Raw genomic sequence first — 18,928 nt, forward strand, 5'->3', positions numbered from 1 at the left:
CCCCATCACCCCCGTCGGCGGTCGCCCGGGGGTGATTTTGTCGTTTTATGGACGTCATCAATGACGAATATTATATGTCTCTGGCGCTCGATCTCGCTTCGCGGGCTCAAGGGCAAACCGGCATCAACCCGGTTGTCGGCTGCGTCATCGTCAAGGACGGACGGATCGTCGGCATCGGCACGCATTTGAAGCGCGGAACCGCTCATGCGGAAGTGCATGCGCTGGCGATGGCGGGCGATGAAGCGCGGGGCGCGACCGTCTATGTGACGCTCGAGCCGTGCAGCCATTACGGCAAGACGCCGCCGTGCTGCGACGCGCTCATCGCGGCCGGCGCGGCGCGCGTCGTCGTCGCCTGCGAGGACCCGAACCCGCGCGTTGCCGGCCGGGGGATTGCCAAGCTGCGGGAAGCCGGCATCCCGGTAGAGACGGGAACGCTTGGCGAGCGGGCGAAGCGGCTGAACGAAGCGTTCAACAAATATATCACGACCGGCCTTCCGTTCGTCACCTGCAAGGTTGCGAGCACGCTGGACGGACGAATCGCCGCCCGCACCGGGGACAGCCGCTGGGTAAGCGGCCCCGAGGCGCGCGAAGCGGTCCACACGCTCCGTCACCGGCATGACGGCATTATGGTCGGCGTCGGCACGCTGCTGGCCGACAACCCGTCGCTGACGACCCGCTTGTCGGTGCCGGCGCTTCATCCGGTGCGCATCGTCGTCGATTCCGCGCTGCGGACGCCTCCTGATGCGCGGGTGCTGCAGCAGGAAGCCGAAGCGGGAAGAACCGTTATCCTGACGACGGAAGGCGCCGACGCGAGCCGCCGCGCAGCGCTGGAGCGCACCGGGGCCGAAATCGTGCCGTGCGGAGCCGGCCCCAAGGTCGACTTGGCGGAAGCGATGCGCCGGCTCGGCGAACGGGAAATCGGCTCGGTGCTGCTCGAAGGCGGCGGCATCCTGAACGGCGCCATGCTTGAAGCCGGACTGATCGATAAAGTCATATTGTTCATAGCGCCGAAAATTATCGGCGGGCCGGAATCGCCGTCGGCTTTCGCCTTTGCGGGCTTCGAAAAATGAACGATGCGGTGCGGCTCGAGGAGATGACGGTCGAGAAGATCGGCGGCGATCTGTGTCTGACGGGTTATCCCCGCTACAGAGGACGGGAGGAGGAGAACGGATGTTTACCGGATTGATCGAAGAGATCGGCACGCTGTTGAGAGTCGGGCGGCACGGCGAGGCGATGACGCTGACGATCGGCGCCTCCCGCATATTGGAGGGCGCTGCTGTCGGGGACAGCATCGCGGTGAACGGCGTCTGTCTGACGGCAACCGCGATCGGCGGCTCGTCGTTCACCGTCGATGTGACGCCGCAGACGTACCGTCATACGAATCTCGGGCGTCTGCGGCCGGGCGGCAGGGTCAATTTGGAAAGGGCGATGCGGGCGGACGGACGATTCGGCGGACATATCGTCCAGGGCCATGCCGACGGCACCGCGACGATCGTCTCCCGGGAGAACGAGGCGAATGCGGTCAATTACGGCATCCGCCCGACGGACGCCGGACTGATGCGGTACATTATACCGCAAGGTTCCGTCGCCGTGGACGGCATCAGTCTGACGGTGGCCCGGGTCGAAGGCGGAACCTTCTATGTGTCCATCATTCCCCATACGCTTGCGGAGACCGCGCTTCAGGACAAGGGGCCGGGCGATACGGTCAATATCGAAACGGACATTCTGGGCAAATATGTCGATCATTTGCTTCGTTTCGGCGGCGCCGGACGCGAAACCGAAGGCCGGGCGGACCGAACGGGCGGCGTGACCGCCGCCTTTTTGGCCGAGCACGGCTTCATGTAAAATTCGTTGCCGAAACGATAAGACCGGCCATTACGGATCAAAGCAGGAGGTTGAATCAGCATGCCAGACAAGGAAGAACATGAGCCGGACATCCGGTTCGATTCGATTGAAGAGGCCATTTACGATTTGATGCTCGGCAAGGCGGTGATCGTCGTCGACGACGAGGACCGGGAGAATGAGGGCGATCTTGTCGCGCTGGCGGAAAAAGCGACGCCGGAGATGATCAACTTCATGATCACCGAAGCGCGGGGGCTTGTCTGCGTGCCGATCACCCAGGAGCGCGCCGAAGAGCTCGATCTTCAGCCGATGGTCGCGCACAATACCGATTATCACGGCACCGCTTTTACCGTTTCGGTCGACCATCTGTCGACGACGACCGGCATTTCGGCGCATGAGCGCTCGATGACGGTCCGTGCGCTGATCGACAGAAAGACCAGGGCGCACGATTTCCGCCGCCCCGGCCATATTTTTCCGCTGATCGCGAAGAAGGGCGGCGTGCTGCGCAGGGCGGGGCATACCGAAGCGGCGATCGATCTGGCCCGCTTGTGCGGCGCCGAGCCGGCCGCCGTCATCTGCGAAATTATTAACGAGGACGGCACGATGGCCCGTCTCCGCGATCTGGTCGCATTCAAGCGGAAGCACGGGCTGAAGCTGATTACGATCCGCGATTTGATCCATTACCGCAATGAAAAGGAGAAGCTGGTCGAGCGCATCGTCGAAGTGAAGATGCCGACCGATTTCGGCACGTTCCGCGCCGTCGCCTATACGAATGAAGTCGACGGCAAGGAGCATGTGGCGCTTGTGAAAGGCCAAATCGACGGACGGACGCCGGTGCTCGTCCGCGTACACTCGGAATGTCTGACGGGCGACGTGTTCCATTCGCATCGCTGCGACTGCGGACCGCAGCTGGAGGCGGCGCTGCGCCAGATCGACGAAGCGGGCGTCGGCGTGCTCCTCTATATGCGACAGGAAGGCCGGGGGATCGGGCTGATCAATAAACTGAAAGCTTACAAACTGCAGGAGCAGGGATTCGACACGGTCGACGCGAATATTAAATTGGGCTTTGCTCCCGATTTGCGGGATTACGGCATCGGCGCGCAAATCTTGAAAGATCTCGGCGTGCGCAAAATGCGGCTTTTGACCAACAACCCGCGCAAGATCAAAGGGCTGGAAGGCTACGGGCTGGAAGTGGTCGAGCGGGTGCCGATTCAGATGAAGGAAAGCAAGGACAATGCCCGCTATTTGCGGACCAAGCAGGCGAAGCTCGGACATTTGCTGCGGTTTGAAGACCAACAACAGGCGGAAGGATGAGAGAGGATATGGCAAAACATTATGAAGGCAAACTGGTATCCGAAGGACTGAAATACGGCATTGTCGTCGGCCGTTTCAACGAATTCATTACAAGCAAGCTGCTGAGCGGCGCGCTGGATGCGCTGAGCCGCCACGGCGCGGAAGAGAACGATATCGAGATCGCCTGGGTTCCCGGCGCCTTCGAAATTCCGCTTATCGCGCAGAAAATGGCCGAAAGCGGAAAGTACGACGCCGTCATTACGCTCGGCGCCGTCATCCGCGGGTCGACGCCGCACTTCGATTACGTATGCAACGAAGTGGCGAAAGGGGTGGCCGCGATTTCGCTGAAAACCGGCGTGCCGACGATATTCGGCGTGCTGACGACGGATTCGATCGAGCAGGCGATCGAGCGGGCCGGCACCAAAGCGGGCAATAAAGGATGGGAAGCGGCTTCCGCGGCAATTGAAATGGCCAACCTGACGAAGGCGCTGCAAGGCTAAAGCGGGGGCGGGAGGAAGACGCCATGGCGGTGCTGTACAAACTGGAATCGTTCGAAGGGCCGCTCGATCTGCTCCTTCATTTGATCGACAAGGCTGAAATCGATATCCATGACGTCTCCATCAGCGAAATCACCGATCAGTATCTGGAATATTTGAACGCGATGCAGGAGCTGGAGCTGGACGTGACGAGCGAGTTTCTCGTCATGGCCGCCACGCTGCTGTCGATCAAGAGCCATCAGCTTCTTCCCAAGCCGCCGGTTATTGAAGATTTCGCGGAATGGGAAGACGAAGAAGGTCCCGATCCGCGGGACGAATTGATCCGGAAACTGGTCGAATATCGCCGTTACAAGCAGATTGCGGAGCGATTGAGAGAGATGGAGCTGGAACGCAGTCGCGTTTATACCCGGGAGCCCGAAGATTTGACCCCTTACATGCGGGTCGTTCCCGTCAACCCGGTGGAGGGGCTGCACGTATCGGACCTGGCGAAGGCGTTTCAGAAGGCGCTCCGCAAGGCGGCGCGCCGCCAGCTGGTCACCACCGTTCACCGGGACGAAATATCGGTCAAAGACCGCATTCGCGATATCGTGGAAGTGCTGCGGCAGCATGAAACGGTCCGCTTCTCCCGGCTCATCCGCCGGCATATGGATCGCCAGGAGATCGTCGTCACGTTTCTTGCGCTGCTGGAGCTGATGAAAATGAAGCATATCCGCTGCTTCCAGCACGGGCTGTTCGATGATATCGTCATTCATTGGAGAGGGGAAGCTACGGAAAGTGGATTATCCGAAATTGAAGTCGATTATTGAAGGATTGCTGTTTATGGCCGGCGACGAAGGCCTGAATCCGAAGCAGCTTGCCGATATTTTGGAGCTGGACGCCGGCCTTGCCGCCGAGCTGGTCCGCGAGCTCAAGGAAGATCTGGACCGGGAAGGCAGAGGCGTCCAGGTTGCTGAAGTCGCCGGGGCGTTCCGGCTGACGACGCGTCCCGAGCATGCGCCTTATTTCGAACGGATGGCCTATACGCCGACCCGGTCGGCGTTGTCGCAGGCCGCCCTGGAGACGCTCTCGATCGTCGCCTACCGCCAGCCGATCACCCGCGTCGAAATCGAGGAAATACGGGGGGTCAAATCCGATCGGGCGATTCAGTCGCTCATTTCGAAAGATTTGATCGAGGAGACCGGGAGGGCGGAGCAGATCGGGCGCCGATCCTGTATGGAACGACCAAGGCATTCCTCGACTATTTCGGCTTGCCGGGACTGGATGCGCTTCCGGAGCCCGAATCGGTCGATCCCGAGGAGCTGCTGAACGAGCAGACGCAAATGCTGTTCGAGAAGCTGGACGGCCGACAGATGACAATCGACGAAGTGGAAGCGCTCCAAGAGCGGCTTGGCGCGCAGCATGAAGAATGAGATTTGACCGCCGGGTCATACTATAACCATCCAACAACAGGGAAGCGGGGGAAAGACATCCATGCTCGGATACCCCTACGGATGGCTCGCGGCGGCAGGTCTCTTTTTTTTATGCGCGATTGTCGTATTATTGTCGCCTGTCGTCATCAGCGGGCGGTTCATCCGGATACAGGAAAACGACGATTTGGAGCTGCGGGTGAAAGCTCTGTTCGGCCTTATTCGAATGCAGTGGAAATTGCCCGACATCAGGCTCGGCAGCAGTGAGATCGAATACGAGCGGATTCGGAAAAGCGAAGGGCTGGCGTCCAGCCAGGTTCGGGACGCCAGGATGGAGCTGGACCGGCAAAAAGTAAAGAAGTCGATCGAGCGGTATCAGCTGATGCTTCGGCAAATTCATAATCTGACCGGATGGACGCTGCGGCTGCTCTCCAAAGTTCGTCTTGTGGAATGGAAATGGCATACGGCGGTAGGCACGGGCGACGCCATGTGGACGGCGCTGGCAACCGGCTCGATCTGGACGATCCAATCCAGCGTTATCGGCTTTCTGTCGCACATCGTCCGTCTGCAAACGAAGCCCAGCATGGAAGTGCAGCCGGATTACAGCCGGGCTCATTTTTCCACGCAATGGTCCTGTATAGCCAAAATCAGCTTCGGATATGCTATTCTTGCCGGTCTTCAGCTGGTGTTTCGTTTGAAAAATGTGAAGGGAGGCGTTATCGTATGGCAGAACATCCGATCCAAGGCCTGATGCAAACCGCTATGGAGAATATTAAAGAGATGGTGGATGTCAATACGATTGTCGGCGACCCCGTCCAGACGCCAGACGGCAGTGTTATTATGCCCATTTCCAAAGTAGGCTTCGGTTTCGTCGCAGGCGGCAGCGACATTCGCTTCGACGACCGAAACGACGGAACGGCATCTGCCGGCGTTTCGAACGGGACCGGTCACCACAATGCGAGCGTGGCGCTTCCGTTCGGCGGCGGCAGCGGCGGCGGCGTTTCGATTACGCCGATCGCATTCCTCGTCGTCGGAGCGAACGGGACCGGGGTGCGCGTGGTGCCGCTCGACAATCAAACCCATCTGATGGAACGCGTCATCGACGCGGCGCCGCAAGTGTTCGAGAAAATTCAGCGGATGATTCGCAATCGCGAAACGGAAACCGACGTTCTGGAAAGCGCGACGATCGTCGATTAACGGCGGGCGACTGCGGCAAGGGCGATTGGCGCAAGGTCAACCAGCTATTGGTTGGCCGTTTTGCGTAATCATAACGGTACAGGCCAGGGCATATATTGGTACAAGTCTGCTTGGCAGGGTTGTCCGCCCGATGCCGCTTGAATCTTGATGGAGGGAAATACGGATGATCAAACGCAATTGGATGCGCAGCATCGCGGCCATCGCGGCGGCCGCCGCTTTGGCGGCCGGAACGCCGTTTCCCGCTGCGTCCGCTCCGGAACCGATCGATACGCATGCGAAGGCGGCGGCGCTGATCGACGTGGAATCCGGCCGTATCCTGTACAGCCAGCACGGGGACGAGCCGATGCGCATCGCCAGCCTGACGAAAATTATGACGGCGATCGTCGCGATCGAACACGGCAAGCTTGACAGCGTGGCGACGGTAAGCCGGCGGGCGGCCGGCAAAGAGGGATCGTCCATCTACTTGAAAGTCGGCGAAAAAATGACGCTCCATCATCTGCTCTACGGATTGATGCTCAGATCGGGCAACGATGCCGCGACCGCAATCGCCGAGCATGTGGGCGGGTCCGAGGAAGGCTTCGTCTATCTCATGAACGAGACGGCCGAACGTCTAGGACTGGCGAACAGCCGGTTCCGGAACCCGCACGGCCTTGATGAGGAAGGCCATTATTCGTCGGCCAACGATCTGGCCAGGCTGACCGCGTATGCGCTCAAAAACCCGGTCTTCTCGGAAATTGTCGGCACGAAGCGCAAGACGGCGCCGAACCCGTACGATCCTTGGGACTATGTCTGGACGAACAAAAACAAAATGCTGGCGATGTACGAAGGAGCAGACGGGGTGAAAACGGGATATACGAAAAAAGCGCTTCGCTGTCTCGTCAGTTCGGCCACGCGCAACGGTCAAAGGCTGGCGGCCGTCACACTCAATGACGGGAACGACTGGGAGGATCACCGGAAGCTGCTCGACTGGGGCTTCGCCCATTATCCGCTGCAAACGGTGGTCAAACAGGGAGAGCGGATTGCCGGATTTGCCGTCGTTCCGGGGCGGACGTTCCGCTATCCGCTTGCGGAAGGGGAACGGGAGCTGTTGCGCAGCAAGCTGACGCTGGCCGATCCGAACGGCGTAAGGTTCGCCTTGGGCGAACGGGGAACGCTGGAATGGTATTTGGGCGATGTCCGCATCGGTTCGGTGCCGGTATACGATCCGGGCAGCGTGCGCCTTCGGTCGGGGCGAACGGACCAAGCGACCGCCGCAGCAGGTGCGGGAGAAGCGCCGGCTTGGAGCGATGCGGTAAAGGCGGTCGCCGTTCAACTGTTCCGACATTAGCGGCCGAAAGGAGCGGATTGTCATCATGGTCAACTGGATTTGGCTGTTCTTGATCGTCGCGAGCTTCGTCGTCGCCGCCGCGAACGGCCGGATGGAAGCGGTGACCGCCGCGGCTTTCGACGGAGCGAAGACCGGCGTGACGGTCAGCTTCGGGCTGATCAGCGTTTTGGTGTTCTGGCTCGGCCTGATGCGCATCGCCGAGGATGCCGGCTTGCTCCGCAAGCTGGCGAAGCTGCTCGGCCCGGCGGTCAGGCTGCTCTTTCCCGATGTGCCGAAAGACCATCCCGCAATCGGCTACATTATGAGCAATATGAGCGCCAACATTTTCGGACTCGGCAATGCCGCGACGCCGATGGGCATCAAGGCGATGCAGGAATTGCAAAAGCTGAATCCCGACAAGGAAACGGCCACGCCGGCCATGTGCACGCTGCTCGCGCTCAATACGTCCAGCATTACGCTGGTGCCGACGACGCTCATCGCCATCCGGATGAATTACGGATCGGCCAATGCGGCGGATATCGTCGGCACAACGCTGGCGGCCACGATCGTCGCCACGGCGGCCGCAATCGCGGCGGACCGCTGGTATCGAAGGCGGTCGGCCGGCCCCCCGCAGCGGAACGCCGGCGCGAACCGGGCCGCTCCGCCGCCTGACGCCGGCAGCCGCGCCGGCTAGCGGCCCGGACCTGGGCTTTCGCTTCCGGCGGCTCGGATCGCATGCGAAAGCGGGAAGGATTGTGCGAAAGGAGAGCCGGATATGTATGAGGCTGTATCGCTGCTGTCCGTTTGGTTAATTCCCGCCATCATCGTTTTTATTCCGCTTTATGGAGCTTTTCGGAAAGTTCCGGTATATGAAACGTTTACCGAGGGAGCAAAGGACGGCTTCGGAACCGCTATCGGCATCATCCCCCATCTGGTCGGCATGATGGTGGCCATCAGCATGTTTCGCGCTTCCGGCGCGATGGACGCGATCGTCGATGCGCTGCGGCCGCTGCTTGGCTGGATCGGGATTCCCGGCGAGGTGCTGCCGCTCGGCCTGCTGCGGCCGCTGACCGGCGCCGGCTCGCTTGCCTTCACGACCGACCTGATTCAAACCTACGGCGCCGATTCCATGATCGGAAGAATCGCTTCCACGATTCAGGGCAGCACGGATACGACGCTCTATGTATTGACCGTATACTTCGGGGCAATCGGCATCCGGCGCACCCGGTACGCGTTGAAGGTCGGGCTGTTTTCCGACGCAGTCGGCTTTCTGGCCGCCGTTTTCATCTGTCTGCTCGTATTCGGTTAGGGCCGATCGTCCGTCCGACGGACGGCACTAAGGGTTGCCCTCTCAGCGTTCCGCTGAAAGAGGCAGCCCTTTTTGTGCTGCGGGAGCGGCCGGAGAGCGGCAAGCTTGTGCTTTCGCTTGCGAATCGGTATGATGGAGGATGAGGTGAAACGATTGGAACGACTTCAGAAAATATTGGCCCAGGCCGGTGTGGCCTCCCGGCGCAAATGCGAGGAATTGATTGTGGCCGGCCAGGTGGAAGTAAACGGCGAAAAGGTGACGGAGCTCGGCGCGAAAGCCGACCCGGCGACGGACGTCATTACGGTGAACGGAAAGCCGATTCGCGCGGAAAAGAAACTGTATCTGATGCTGAACAAGCCGAAAGGCGTCATTACGAGCGCCAACGATCCGCAAGGCCGCAAGGTCGTCACGGACTTTTTGCACGGAATCCAGGAGCGGGTCTATCCGGTGGGGCGGCTCGATTACGATACGGAAGGGCTGCTGCTGCTGACGAATGACGGCGAATTAGCGAACCTGCTGACCCATCCGCGCCATCATGTACCGCGCACGTATCTGGCGACCGTCAAAGGGATTCCCCACGGCACATCGCTCGAAAAGCTGCAGAAGGGCATCGAGCTCGAAGACGGCGTGACGGCGCCGGCCGAAGTGGAATATTACGACGTCGATACGGAGAAAAATGAGGCGACCATTACGATTACGATTACCGAAGGGCGGAACCGGCAAGTCAGGCGGATGTTCGAGGCGATCCGTCATCCGGTCCGGAAGCTGAAGCGGATCAAGTTCGGAGACTTGACGCTGCAGTCGCTGCCGAGAGGCAAATACCGCCATTTGACGCAGCAGGAAGTTCAGGACTTGCGGAATTTGGCCGCTCAGACACATAAAGTTCATAAATAGGCGGCTGCGGCATCCGGCCACGCCGCCCGAATTTCGTTATAATAGTAGTATTGCATTCCGTGCGACCGCGTGTTTCGAAGGTGGTGAAGGTGAAGTGGGGAAAGCCCGCAGACCGGTTCAAATCGTAATTTTGCTCGGCGTCTTGCTGCTCGGAGGCTATGCGATCGGCGAGGCGTTGTTTGCTTCGGACGATAAAATATTGAAAGCGGGGGAAAGGCCGCCCGATTTCAAACTTCTCGATTTAAACGGCGAAGCGAAGGAGCTTCAGGACTTTCAGAAGGACGGCAAAGCGCTGGTCATTAATTTTTGGGGCACCTTCTGTCCGCCTTGCGTGAATGAAATGCCGGAATTTCAACGCCAGTACGAAAATGGAAAGATTCGCTCGAGATCGTGGCGATCAATTTGAGCGAGGACGATTTGACGGTTCGTAACTTTGTCAGCCGATTCAAGCTCGACTTCCCGGTTCTTCGCGACAGCAATCGAATGGTCGAACGAAGATACGGGCTCCGGCAGTATCCGACGACGTTTTTCGTCAAACCTGACGGCAGAATTATGGAGATTTTTGTCGGGGGGATGACGGAAAAGGACATCAATGAGCGGATCGAGCGGCTGCTTGCGTCCTGAACGAAGGAGGATATCTGTTTTGTTTCAAAATACCAAATGTGAGTGCGGTCATCAAAACCCGGCGGCCACCGTACTGTGCGAATCGTGCGGAAAGCCGCTTGCGGAGGAGGCGGCCGGGAGCGACGCGCCGCTCGAGATGAGGTACGACGGCATGGCCCGCCGGTCGCAGAAGGCGAATCCGAACTTTATCGACCGCATTTGGAACTTTTTTCCTCGGTCAAGGTTGCCGTCTGGATGATTGTCCTTACGCTTGTCGGCGCGATGCTCGGCACGATCTATCCGCAGGAAAACTCGTTCATCAACATCGATCCGTCCGTCTATTACGAGCAAACCTACGGATTGCCGGGCAAAATCTATTATATGCTCGGCCTTTCCCGTACTTACGAGTCCTGGTGGTTTATCGGTCTGCTCGTGGCGATCGGCACATCGCTCGTCATTTGCAGTCTCGACCGCGTGCTGCCGCTTTACAGGGCGCTCAGCAAGCAGCAGGTCCGGAAGCATCTGCAATTTATACGCCGGCAAAAGACGGCGTTCGACACGACGATTGACGGCGATCCGGAAAATGGGTTGCCGATTTCGGCGCTCACCTGAAACGCAAGCGCTACCGGGTCGTAACGGACGGGACGGCGCTGCTTGCCGAGAAAAACCGTTTCAGCCGTTGGGGGCCGTACGTCAACCATATCGGTCTCATCGTATTTTTGCTAGCGGTGCTGGCCCGAAGCATTCCCGGCTGGCAGATGGATACGTACGTGACGATACCGGAAGGGCAAACGGTTCAAATCGAAGGCACGAATTATTATGTGAAAAACGAGAAGTTTACCGTCGAATATTATCGTGACGAGGAACTTCCGGAAAAGCTGAAAGGCTCGCTGCGGGCCAAGCTGTACGAAACGAAAGCCGTGCTCTATGTTTGCACGGAAGGATGCGGCGATCCGACGCGGGAGCCGGTTCTGAAGGAAGTGAAGCGCCACGATATTATCGTGAACGACCCGCTTGAATACGAAGGTCTGAAGCTGTACCAGTTCAATTACGACGACAGGCCGAGGCTGCAAGCCGTCCGGCCGGTGCTGGTGGACAAGCGGTCCGGCGAAACGTACGGACCATTCGACCTGCCGATGACCGATCCGGAGTTGAAATACGAGCTCGGGCCGTATACGCTGGAACTGAAAGCCAAATATATGGAATTCGCATTGGACAAAAACGGCGAACCGACGACGCTGTCGAGGGAACCGAACGCTCCGGCTTTCATCTTTATGATCAAAGGTCCCGGACTGCCGGAAGGCGGAGAACCGTATATGTATTTCCCCCTGCAGAAGGACAAGGTTGCGTTCGGCCAGGACAAGATCAACCGGGAAATGGCCGAACGTTTTGAAATTAAAGTCCGGAGCATGGAAGATGTTACGTTTTCCCAGTATACGACGCAACTGAATGTCCGGGTGGACAAGGCGATGCCCTATGTCTGGGTAGGCGCCGCCATCTCGATGATCGGTTTGTTGATGGGTTCCTACTGGCATCATCGGAGAATATGGCTGCGCATCGACGACGGCAGGCTGTCGCTCGGCGCCCATACGAACAAAAACTGGTACGGTATGCGCGCGGACGTCGCTTGGGCGCTCGGGAAAATGGGCATACAGGTAGAGCCGAAGTCGCTCGATAACGGGGGGAACAAAGCATGAATTGGGTGGAATTCAGCAGCGATGCTTTTATCGTCGCCTTCTTTCTATATTGTTTCGCGTTCTTGTTTTATGTCGTGGCCATCGCAGGGAAGAAATGGAGCAACCGCGATCCGGAGCGCCATCTGAAACGATGGGGCCGGATCGCCTTTACGGTGTCGACGCTGGGGCTTGCCGCCCACCTTCTGTTTTTCTTCAGCAGATGGTACGGCTCCGGACAAATTCCGACGAGCAACATGTATGAATTTATGACGTTTCTCGGCATGGCGATTATGCTGGCCTTTACCGTCATTTACGCGATTTACCGCAATCCGCTGCTCGGCATGTTTACGCTGCCGCTGACGATCATTATCGTTGCCTATGCGTCGGTATTCCCGCAAGAGGTGCAGCCGCTCATCCCGGCGCTCAATTCGATATGGCTGAAGATTCACGTTACGACCGCCGCCCTCGGCGAAGCGTTTTTCGCGGTAGGCTTCGCGGCCGGTCTCATGTATCTGCTTAGGGTCACCGACTTCGACAGCGAAACGAAAACGCCCGGCGGGCGCAGTGGTGGATTGAGTTTACGCTGTATGTGCTCGTGGTCGTGATCGCCTTTATCGTTACGGTTTTTGCGTTTCGCGGAATGGGATACCATGCCTCCTTTACCCAGCAGATCCCGACTGTCGACGAACGGGGCGCGGAGCAGACGATTACGGAAACGGTCGAGTATTCGCTGCCGCCGATTGTGAAACCCTACAACAGTGAAGCGGTGCTCGTGCAGCCGTTCCTCGGCATCGAGGAACCGATCGGCGAAGCGCCGTACTGGATGAACGGCGTGAATGCCGGACGCAAGCTGAACACGGTGATCTGGTCGGTCATCAACGGCACGCTGCTGTACGGACTGCTCCGTCTTCTGTTCCGAAAGCCGCTCGGAGCGGCCATTCATCCGCTGATGGAAGGGATCGATCCCGACGATCTGGACGAAATCAGCTATCGCGCGATCGCGATCGGGTTTCCCGTCTTTACGCTCGGGGCTCTCATCTTCGCCATGATCTGGGCGAATATCGCGTGGTCCCGGTTCTGGGGCTGGGATCCGAAAGAAGTGTGGGCGCTTATCACCTGGCTGTTTTACAGCGCGTATCTCCATTTGCGCCTTTCCCGGGGATGGCACGGCTTGCGATCGTCGTGGCTTTCGGTTATCGGTTTTCTGATCGTGATGTTTACGCTGATCGGCGTCAATCTGATTATTGCCGGACTCCATTCCTATGCGGGTGTTTAGCGTGCCGGCCGCAAACGAAGACGATGACAGGGAGGAGTATGTACGATGTCCATGGCAGAACAGAATCAGCTCATTCTCGTCGTTGACGATGAGGAAAGGATTCGCCGTTTGCTGAAGATGTATCTGGAGAAAGAAGGGTACCGTATCGAGGAGGCGGAAGACGGGGAGACGGCGCTTCGCATGGCGACGGCCAGCGATTACGATCTCATCCTGCTCGACGTCATGCTGCCCGGAATCGACGGCATCGAAGTATGCTCCAGACTCCGGCAGGTAAAGGCGACGCCGGTCATCATGCTGACCGCCAAAGGCGAAGAGATGAACCGGGTTCAAGGCTTCGAGGTGGGGGCGGACGATTATGTCGTCAAGCCGTTCAGCCCGCGCGAAGTCATTTACCGCGTAAAGGCGGTGCTGCGCCGCTCCTCCGCGACCGCTTTCCTGACGAAGGACGCGGGTACGAGCAACAATATCGTGTTTCCTCACCTTGTCATCGAGCATGACGCCCACCGGGTGACGGCCGGCGGCCACGAGGTCAGTCTGACGCCCAAGGAGTACGAGCTGCTTCATTATTTGGCCATATCGCCGGACAAGGTGTTTTCGCGCGAAGAACTGCTCAGGGACGTGTGGAACTATGAGTTTTTCGGCGACTTGCGGACCGTCGACACGCATGTCAAGCGACTCCGCGAGAAGCTGAACAAAGTTTCGCCGGAAGCGGCCGCGATGATTACGACCGTATGGGGCGTCGGGTACAAGCTCGAGGTGCCGAAGTAACCGATGAAGCTGTGGAGAAGCGTCGTCGGCAAGCTGTGGATGACGATCATACTGCTCGTGGCGGTCGTGCTGGTCATTCTCGGCATGTTTCTGCTGCAGTATGTCGATATCGCGTTTACCCAATCCAATTCGCATGACATAAAAGTATTGTTCGTCATTACGGCGATTATCGGTTTTTTGCTGTCCACGTTTTTCGCGTTTTTCCTGTCGACCAAAATTACGCAGCCGCTGCTTCAGATGATCAAGGCGGCGGAACAGATCGCGCGCGGGGATTACCGCACGCGGGTGCACAGCCGCTCTACCGACGAAATCGGGCAGCTCGCGCATACGCTCAACCATATGGCCCGCGAGCTGGAGAAGCTGATTCAGGATTTGCACCATGAACGGGACCATCTGGCCAGCGTGCTGCGCAGTATGGCGGATGCCGTCGTCACGTTCGATGCCGACGGCCGGGTTATGCTTGCCAATCCGCCTGGCCAGCAGGTCATTCACGAATGGAACGGAACGGTATGGTCCGAAGAAATGGGGGAGAACGTCCCTCCGGGCGAGGTGCCGGTTCCGCTTCAGGAGCTGTTTCGCAAGGTCGTGCGCGAAGGGCGGGATATGAACGACAAGCTTCACATCCGCAACTCGGTCTGGTCGGTCGTCATGGCCCCGTTAACATCGGATCATACGGTGCGGGGAGCGGTGGCGGTCATGCGCAACGTAACGAAAGAGCACAAGTCGGAGAAGCTGCGCCGCGATTTTGTCGCCAACGTATCGCATGAGCTGAGAACGCCGCTCTCCATGCTGCAGGGCTACAGCGAAGCGCTCCTGGACGATATCGTGTCGTCGCCTGAGGAGCGGAAGGAGCTCGTTCAGGTCATCCACGACGAATCGCTGCGCATGGGGCGTCTCGTCAAAGATTTGCTCGATTTGGCGAAGATGGAAGAAGGGCGTCTGGAGCTGAACCTGCGGCCGGTTGAAACCGGAACCATTATCAAGCGGGTGCTGCGCAAATTCCAGGTGATCGCCAAGGAGCAGGACATCCGTCTTGTCAGCCGGCTGCCCGACGAACCGCTCGAGCTGAAAGCGGCCGACGAGGACCGGCTGGAGCAGGTGCTGACCAATCTGCTCGACAACGCGCTGCGCCACACGCCCCGGGGCGAAATTGCGATTAGCGGCAGCCGCAAAACCGTCGACGGCGCGCCTTGCGTGCAAATTCAGGTAAAAGACCAGGGGCAAGGCATTCCCGCGGAGGACCTGCCTTATATTTTCGAACGGTTCTACAAGGCGGACAAAGCCCGCAAGCGGGCGGGCTCCGTAGGAACGGGACTCGGCCTTGCCATCGTCAGCAGCATTATCGAAGCGCATAAAGGCCGCATCGAGGCGGAAAGCGTCGTCGGACAAGGAACGACGTTTACGATCCTTCTTCCTGTCGAACTTCACCGCGGGTTATCCGGAAATGCGGCGGAATGAGCGCTTATTTGTAGAAAACGGAAGACTATTCTTGTTCATCGTGAAACAAAAACGGCCTGTCCTTCCGGACAGGCCGTTTTGCTGCAAATATCGACAGCAGGCTCAAGGCAACATAATTTCTTTCGCATTGTTAAGCTCCGGCAGCTCGGATATTTGCGCCAGCACGTCTTTGGGCACCGCTTTGTCCACGGTCAACACCATAATGGCGGCGCCGCCGACAAGCTTGCGGCCGACCTGCATCGTGGCGATGTTGACGTCGTTGTTGCCGAGAATGGTGCCGACGCGGCCGATAATGCCCGGCTTGTCGTTATGGGAGACGAGAATAAGATGGCCTTCCGGCGCGACATCGACCGTAAATTTGTCGATCTGCACGATGCGGGGGCCGTACCCGGTCAGCGTCGTTCCGGCGACGAGCCGCTCTTCGTTTTTCGTCCGCAGCGTAACGGTGACGAGATTGGTGAAGTCTTTCGCCGTATGGGATTTTTGCGTAACGATTTTGACGCCGCGCTCTTTGGCCAGATGCATCGAATTGACGATGTTGACCTGCTCCGATCCGAGATGATGCGACAGCACGCCGCGCACGATGTAGCGGGTTAGCGGCTGCGTGTCCACTTCGGCCAGATCGCCGGAATATCCGATGACGATTTCCTGGACGGGTCCTTCGGTCAACTGGGCGATAAAGCTGCCGAGCTTCTCGCCGACGCTGAAGTAAGGCTGCAAAATATTCAGCACGTTCGCCGGAATCGGCGGCATGTTGACGGCATTGTTGAACGGCTCGTTCCGCAAAATATGAAGCACCTGCTCCGATACGTCGATCGCCACGTTCTCTTGCGCTTCTATCGTCGAGGCGCCGAGATGGGGCGTAACGATAATTTTCGGATGCTTCAAAAACGGATGGTCCGGAGCGGGCGGCTCCGATTCGAATACGTCGAAGGCGGCGCCGGCCACGATGCCCTGGTCGATCGCTTCCACGAGCGCCTGCTCGTCGATGATGCCGCCGCGCGCGCAGTTGATGATGCGCATTCCTTTTTCATGATTTCAAATTGCGGGCGCGAAATCATGTGGCGCGTCTCCGGCGTAAGCGGCGTATGCACGGTTATAAAATCGGCGTTCCGGACGATATCTTCGACGCTGGACGGCTTAACGCCCAGTTTGTCGGCGCGCTCCTCGGTCAGGAAGGGATCGTAGGCAAGAATATCCATGCCGAAAGCTTTCGCCCGCTTGGCCACCTCGCTGCCGATGCGGCCCATGCCGAGCACGCCCAGCACTTTGTTGCGAAGCTCGACGCCGAGAAACGATTTGCGGTCCCATTCGCCGCTGACCGTTTTCATATAGGCTTGCGGAATATGCCGGGCGAGCGCCATCATCATCGCGAAGGTGTGCTCGCATGTCGTAATCGTATTGCCGTCCGGCGCGTTAATGACGATAATGCCGCGCTCGGTGGCGGCGTTCAAATCGATATTGTCCACGCCGACACCGGCCCGGCCGACGACTTTGAGCCGTTTGCCGGCTTCCATGACGCGCGCCGTAACGCGAGTCTGGCTGCGTACGAGCAGCGCGTCATATTCGCCGATAATCGCGACCAGCTCGTCTTCGCTCAATCCCGTCTTCTTGTCCACGGTGACGTCGGGCGAATCGGCAAGCTGCTGGATACCGTGATCGCTGATCGGGTCCGAAACCAAAACTTTGTACATTTCCTAGTGTGCCTCCCATTCAAAATATACGGTAAACGAATATGCGCGCCCCGCAAGGCGCGCCTGCTATTCGATATCCCTTGACTCTGTCGATCATAGGGCCGTACACCCCGTTAACGTTTATTATTGTAAGCAAGATATCGGCCAAATGCAATGCTCAAACTTGATCAATGTCTATTTTTTCGTTATATTCTAGCCATGCGGAAAGGAGAGAAGCGCCATGACAGGCTGGTGCAATGTGGAGCCCGGGACGTTCCTTGCCGAGCTGGATAACGGAACGGTCGGTTCCGACCAGATTATCGATGTGAGGGAGCCGTTCGAATACGAATACTATCATCTCGAGCCGTCCGTACTGATCCCGCTCGCCGAACTGCCGGCCCGGCTTGGCGAGCTGCCGGAAGACAAGCCGCTGTATATCATCTGCGCGCACGGCATCCGCAGCGTCGCCGCGTGCCGTTATTTGGCGCAGCAAGGCTTCCGCGACCTGCGCAACGTCAGCGGCGGAATGGCGGCCGTCGCCGCGTTAAGAGGATTCGCGTACGATTGACGAAAGCCGCCGCTACAGGTCGGAAATTCACCTCAAGGCAAAAATAAAGTATGATAGAAAGAGGACGGTTTAGCTGCCGTTATCGGACGCCGGTACGGAACGGACGGCGGCATTGGCGGGCGCGGGCTTTAGCCGCTCTTCCGTTTTATCCGCGCCGACCTTGACGCCGTACAGAAATGCGCCGACCAAAGCGATCAGCATCAGCAAGAAACCAAGGGCGTAGACCAATTCGGAGCGTTTCTGTCGTTTGTTCATACCGTTCTCCTTTATTTATGATTTATCGGATTTATCATGTTGGAATACTTCGAACAGGCGGGAAGCTATGAAAAATTCGACATCCGCAACATTCGGATTCGCAAAGTGTCTGTCGACGATCTTGACGACCGTCTGCTGCTCATCAACTTATATGCCACACAGGCCATTACTCTTATTATCGGCTTAATATGGATCTTTTTTCAGGGCCGGAATCCTCTGAACCTGTTGCAATTTTTTGATGATCCGATCGTGTTGTTGTGGGGCGCCGGCTTTGCGGCCGCCGTGATCGCGGCGGATTTGCTCATATCGCGGTGGGTGCCTGACGAGGCGTCGGACGATGGCGGGGTCAACGAGCGGTTGTTCCGGAATCGGCCGCTCTGGCACATTTTCCTGATGTCGTTCATCGTGGCTGTCTGCGAGGAAATGCTGTTCAGGGGCGCGATCCAGCATTCGTTCGGACCTTACTGGACGAGTATCATCTTTGCGGCCATTCATGTCCGCTATTTGCGCCACTGGATCCCGACGGGACTCGTGTTCTCGATCAGCTACGGTCTCGGCTGGATTTATATCCGGACCGGAACGCTCTGGGCGCCTATTATGGCGCATTTTCTGATCGATGCCGTAATGGGACTCATCATTCGCTACCGGAGGGAATCATGAGCAGGGTAGAAAAGTTCGGAACCCGCAAAAGGCGCGGGACGGAACGAATGCCTTCGGATGGCGCATGGCACGAAGGGGGACTTCCGCCGCGCCGGACGAAGCATCCTTCCAACAAGCAGCAAATGGCGAAATGGTTTTATAATACATTGTTCGTGTTGTTCTTGATTCTAGTAGCCGGATTGATCTGGTGGGGAGGCAGCTTGGCGGACTCCGAGCCGCTGCCGGCCCGTACGGAAGGGCGGTAACA

General features: G+C 58.3%; 18 protein-coding genes and 5 pseudogenes. 21 read left to right on the plus strand and 2 right to left on the minus strand.

Features of this window, described 5'->3' with window-relative positions; genetic code table 11:
* The first annotated feature begins 47 nt into the window (after positions 1–47).
* The 18 genes and pseudogenes from ribD (at position 48) to PACILC2_RS01220 (ending at position 15,525) form a co-directional block, all read left to right on the plus strand.
* Positions 48–1,186: pseudogene (ribD, locus tag PACILC2_RS01140) on the plus strand (bifunctional diaminohydroxyphosphoribosylaminopyrimidine deaminase/5-amino-6-(5-phosphoribosylamino)uracil reductase RibD).
* Positions 1,171–1,845 carry a riboflavin synthase gene (gene ribE, locus PACILC2_RS01145; RefSeq protein WP_062492709.1) on the plus strand — a complete coding sequence of 225 codons (675 nt, stop codon included), beginning with the start codon at positions 1,171–1,173 and terminating at the stop codon, positions 1,843–1,845. The pseudogene ribD and the gene ribE overlap by 16 nt, the downstream one beginning before the upstream one ends.
* Positions 1,846–1,905: 60 nt before the next feature.
* Positions 1,906–3,156, plus strand: a complete 1,251-nt coding sequence (locus tag PACILC2_RS01150) for a bifunctional 3,4-dihydroxy-2-butanone-4-phosphate synthase/GTP cyclohydrolase II (protein WP_062492710.1) — start codon at positions 1,906–1,908, stop codon at positions 3,154–3,156.
* Between the two features lie 8 nt (positions 3,157–3,164).
* Positions 3,165–3,635, plus strand: a complete 471-nt coding sequence (ribH, locus tag PACILC2_RS01155; protein WP_062492711.1) for a 6,7-dimethyl-8-ribityllumazine synthase — start codon at positions 3,165–3,167, stop codon at positions 3,633–3,635.
* A 23-nt stretch (positions 3,636–3,658) separates the two neighbouring features.
* The gene (locus tag PACILC2_RS01160; protein ID WP_062492712.1) at positions 3,659–4,438 is read left to right on the plus strand and encodes a segregation and condensation protein A; all 780 of its coding nucleotides are present in this window, start codon (positions 3,659–3,661) and stop codon (positions 4,436–4,438) included.
* Positions 4,407–5,041 (plus strand): annotated as a pseudogene (gene scpB, locus PACILC2_RS01165) (SMC-Scp complex subunit ScpB). Before PACILC2_RS01160 ends, scpB begins: the two are co-directional and overlap by 32 nt.
* Before the next feature lie 61 nt (positions 5,042–5,102).
* Positions 5,103–5,789: a DUF2953 domain-containing protein gene (locus PACILC2_RS01170; RefSeq protein ID WP_062492714.1), complete on the plus strand. Its 687-nt coding sequence runs from the start codon at positions 5,103–5,105 to the stop codon at positions 5,787–5,789.
* The gene (gene ytfJ / locus PACILC2_RS01175) at positions 5,762–6,235 is read left to right on the plus strand and encodes a GerW family sporulation protein (protein WP_062492715.1); all 474 of its coding nucleotides are present in this window, start codon (positions 5,762–5,764) and stop codon (positions 6,233–6,235) included. Before PACILC2_RS01170 ends, ytfJ begins: the two co-directional genes overlap by 28 nt.
* Positions 6,236–6,398: 163 nt before the next feature.
* Positions 6,399–7,562, plus strand: coding sequence for a D-alanyl-D-alanine carboxypeptidase family protein (locus tag PACILC2_RS01180; protein ID WP_213526939.1), 1,164 nt, complete (start codon positions 6,399–6,401; stop codon positions 7,560–7,562).
* Between the two features lie 25 nt (positions 7,563–7,587).
* Positions 7,588–8,235, plus strand: a complete 648-nt coding sequence (locus PACILC2_RS01185; RefSeq protein ID WP_062492717.1) for a nucleoside recognition domain-containing protein — start codon at positions 7,588–7,590, stop codon at positions 8,233–8,235.
* An 81-nt stretch (positions 8,236–8,316) separates the two neighbouring features.
* A complete protein-coding gene (locus PACILC2_RS01190) occupies positions 8,317–8,850 on the plus strand; it encodes a spore maturation protein (protein ID WP_062492718.1) in 534 nt (177 codons plus the stop codon).
* Between the two features lie 153 nt (positions 8,851–9,003).
* The gene (locus tag PACILC2_RS01195; RefSeq protein WP_062492719.1) at positions 9,004–9,744 is read left to right on the plus strand and encodes a pseudouridine synthase; all 741 of its coding nucleotides are present in this window, start codon (positions 9,004–9,006) and stop codon (positions 9,742–9,744) included.
* Positions 9,745–9,838: 94 nt separating this feature from the next.
* Entirely contained in the window at positions 9,839–10,150 is a 312-nt protein-coding gene (locus PACILC2_RS27750; protein WP_280515248.1) for a redoxin domain-containing protein, read from the plus strand.
* Positions 10,135–10,368, plus strand: coding sequence for a redoxin family protein (locus tag PACILC2_RS27755; RefSeq protein ID WP_280515249.1), 234 nt, complete (start codon positions 10,135–10,137; stop codon positions 10,366–10,368). Before PACILC2_RS27750 ends, PACILC2_RS27755 begins: the two co-directional genes overlap by 16 nt.
* A 19-nt stretch (positions 10,369–10,387) precedes the next feature.
* Positions 10,388–12,044, plus strand: a pseudogene (gene resB / locus PACILC2_RS01205) (cytochrome c biogenesis protein ResB).
* A pseudogene (gene ccsA, locus PACILC2_RS01210) lies at positions 12,041–13,299 on the plus strand (cytochrome c biogenesis protein CcsA). The pseudogenes resB and ccsA overlap by 4 nt, the downstream one beginning before the upstream one ends.
* A 51-nt stretch (positions 13,300–13,350) precedes the next feature.
* Positions 13,351–14,067, plus strand: a complete 717-nt coding sequence (locus PACILC2_RS01215; protein WP_062496777.1) for a response regulator transcription factor — start codon at positions 13,351–13,353, stop codon at positions 14,065–14,067.
* Between the two features lie 3 nt (positions 14,068–14,070).
* The gene (locus PACILC2_RS01220) at positions 14,071–15,525 is read left to right on the plus strand and encodes a HAMP domain-containing sensor histidine kinase (RefSeq protein WP_213526941.1); all 1,455 of its coding nucleotides are present in this window, start codon (positions 14,071–14,073) and stop codon (positions 15,523–15,525) included.
* 102 nt (positions 15,526–15,627) lie between these two features.
* Here the strand turns inward: PACILC2_RS01220 and serA are convergent.
* A pseudogene (gene serA / locus PACILC2_RS01225) lies at positions 15,628–17,219 on the minus strand (phosphoglycerate dehydrogenase).
* A gap of 220 nt (positions 17,220–17,439) precedes the next feature.
* Between serA and PACILC2_RS01230 the strand changes: the two are divergent.
* Positions 17,440–17,766, plus strand: coding sequence for a rhodanese-like domain-containing protein (locus tag PACILC2_RS01230; RefSeq protein ID WP_062492725.1), 327 nt, complete (start codon positions 17,440–17,442; stop codon positions 17,764–17,766).
* 69 nt (positions 17,767–17,835) lie between these two features.
* On the opposite strand, the gene PACILC2_RS01235 is transcribed toward PACILC2_RS01230, so the two are convergent.
* Entirely contained in the window at positions 17,836–18,021 is a 186-nt protein-coding gene (locus PACILC2_RS01235) for a hypothetical protein (RefSeq protein WP_213526943.1), read from the minus strand.
* Positions 18,022–18,057: 36 nt separating this feature from the next.
* On the opposite strand from PACILC2_RS01235, the gene PACILC2_RS01240 reads away from it, so the two are divergent.
* Both PACILC2_RS01240 and PACILC2_RS01245 read left to right on the plus strand, forming a co-directional pair.
* Positions 18,058–18,681: a CPBP family intramembrane glutamic endopeptidase gene (locus PACILC2_RS01240; protein ID WP_213526945.1), complete on the plus strand. Its 624-nt coding sequence runs from the start codon at positions 18,058–18,060 to the stop codon at positions 18,679–18,681.
* Positions 18,678–18,926 carry a hypothetical protein gene (locus PACILC2_RS01245; RefSeq protein ID WP_062492728.1) on the plus strand — a complete coding sequence of 83 codons (249 nt, stop codon included), beginning with the start codon at positions 18,678–18,680 and terminating at the stop codon, positions 18,924–18,926. Before PACILC2_RS01240 ends, PACILC2_RS01245 begins: the two co-directional genes overlap by 4 nt.
* Positions 18,927–18,928 lie beyond the last annotated feature (2 nt).

Origin of the sequence: Paenibacillus cisolokensis, assembly GCF_018403665.1 — a bacterium.
Classification (GTDB): domain Bacteria; phylum Bacillota; class Bacilli; order Paenibacillales; family Paenibacillaceae; genus Paenibacillus_AH; species Paenibacillus_AH cisolokensis.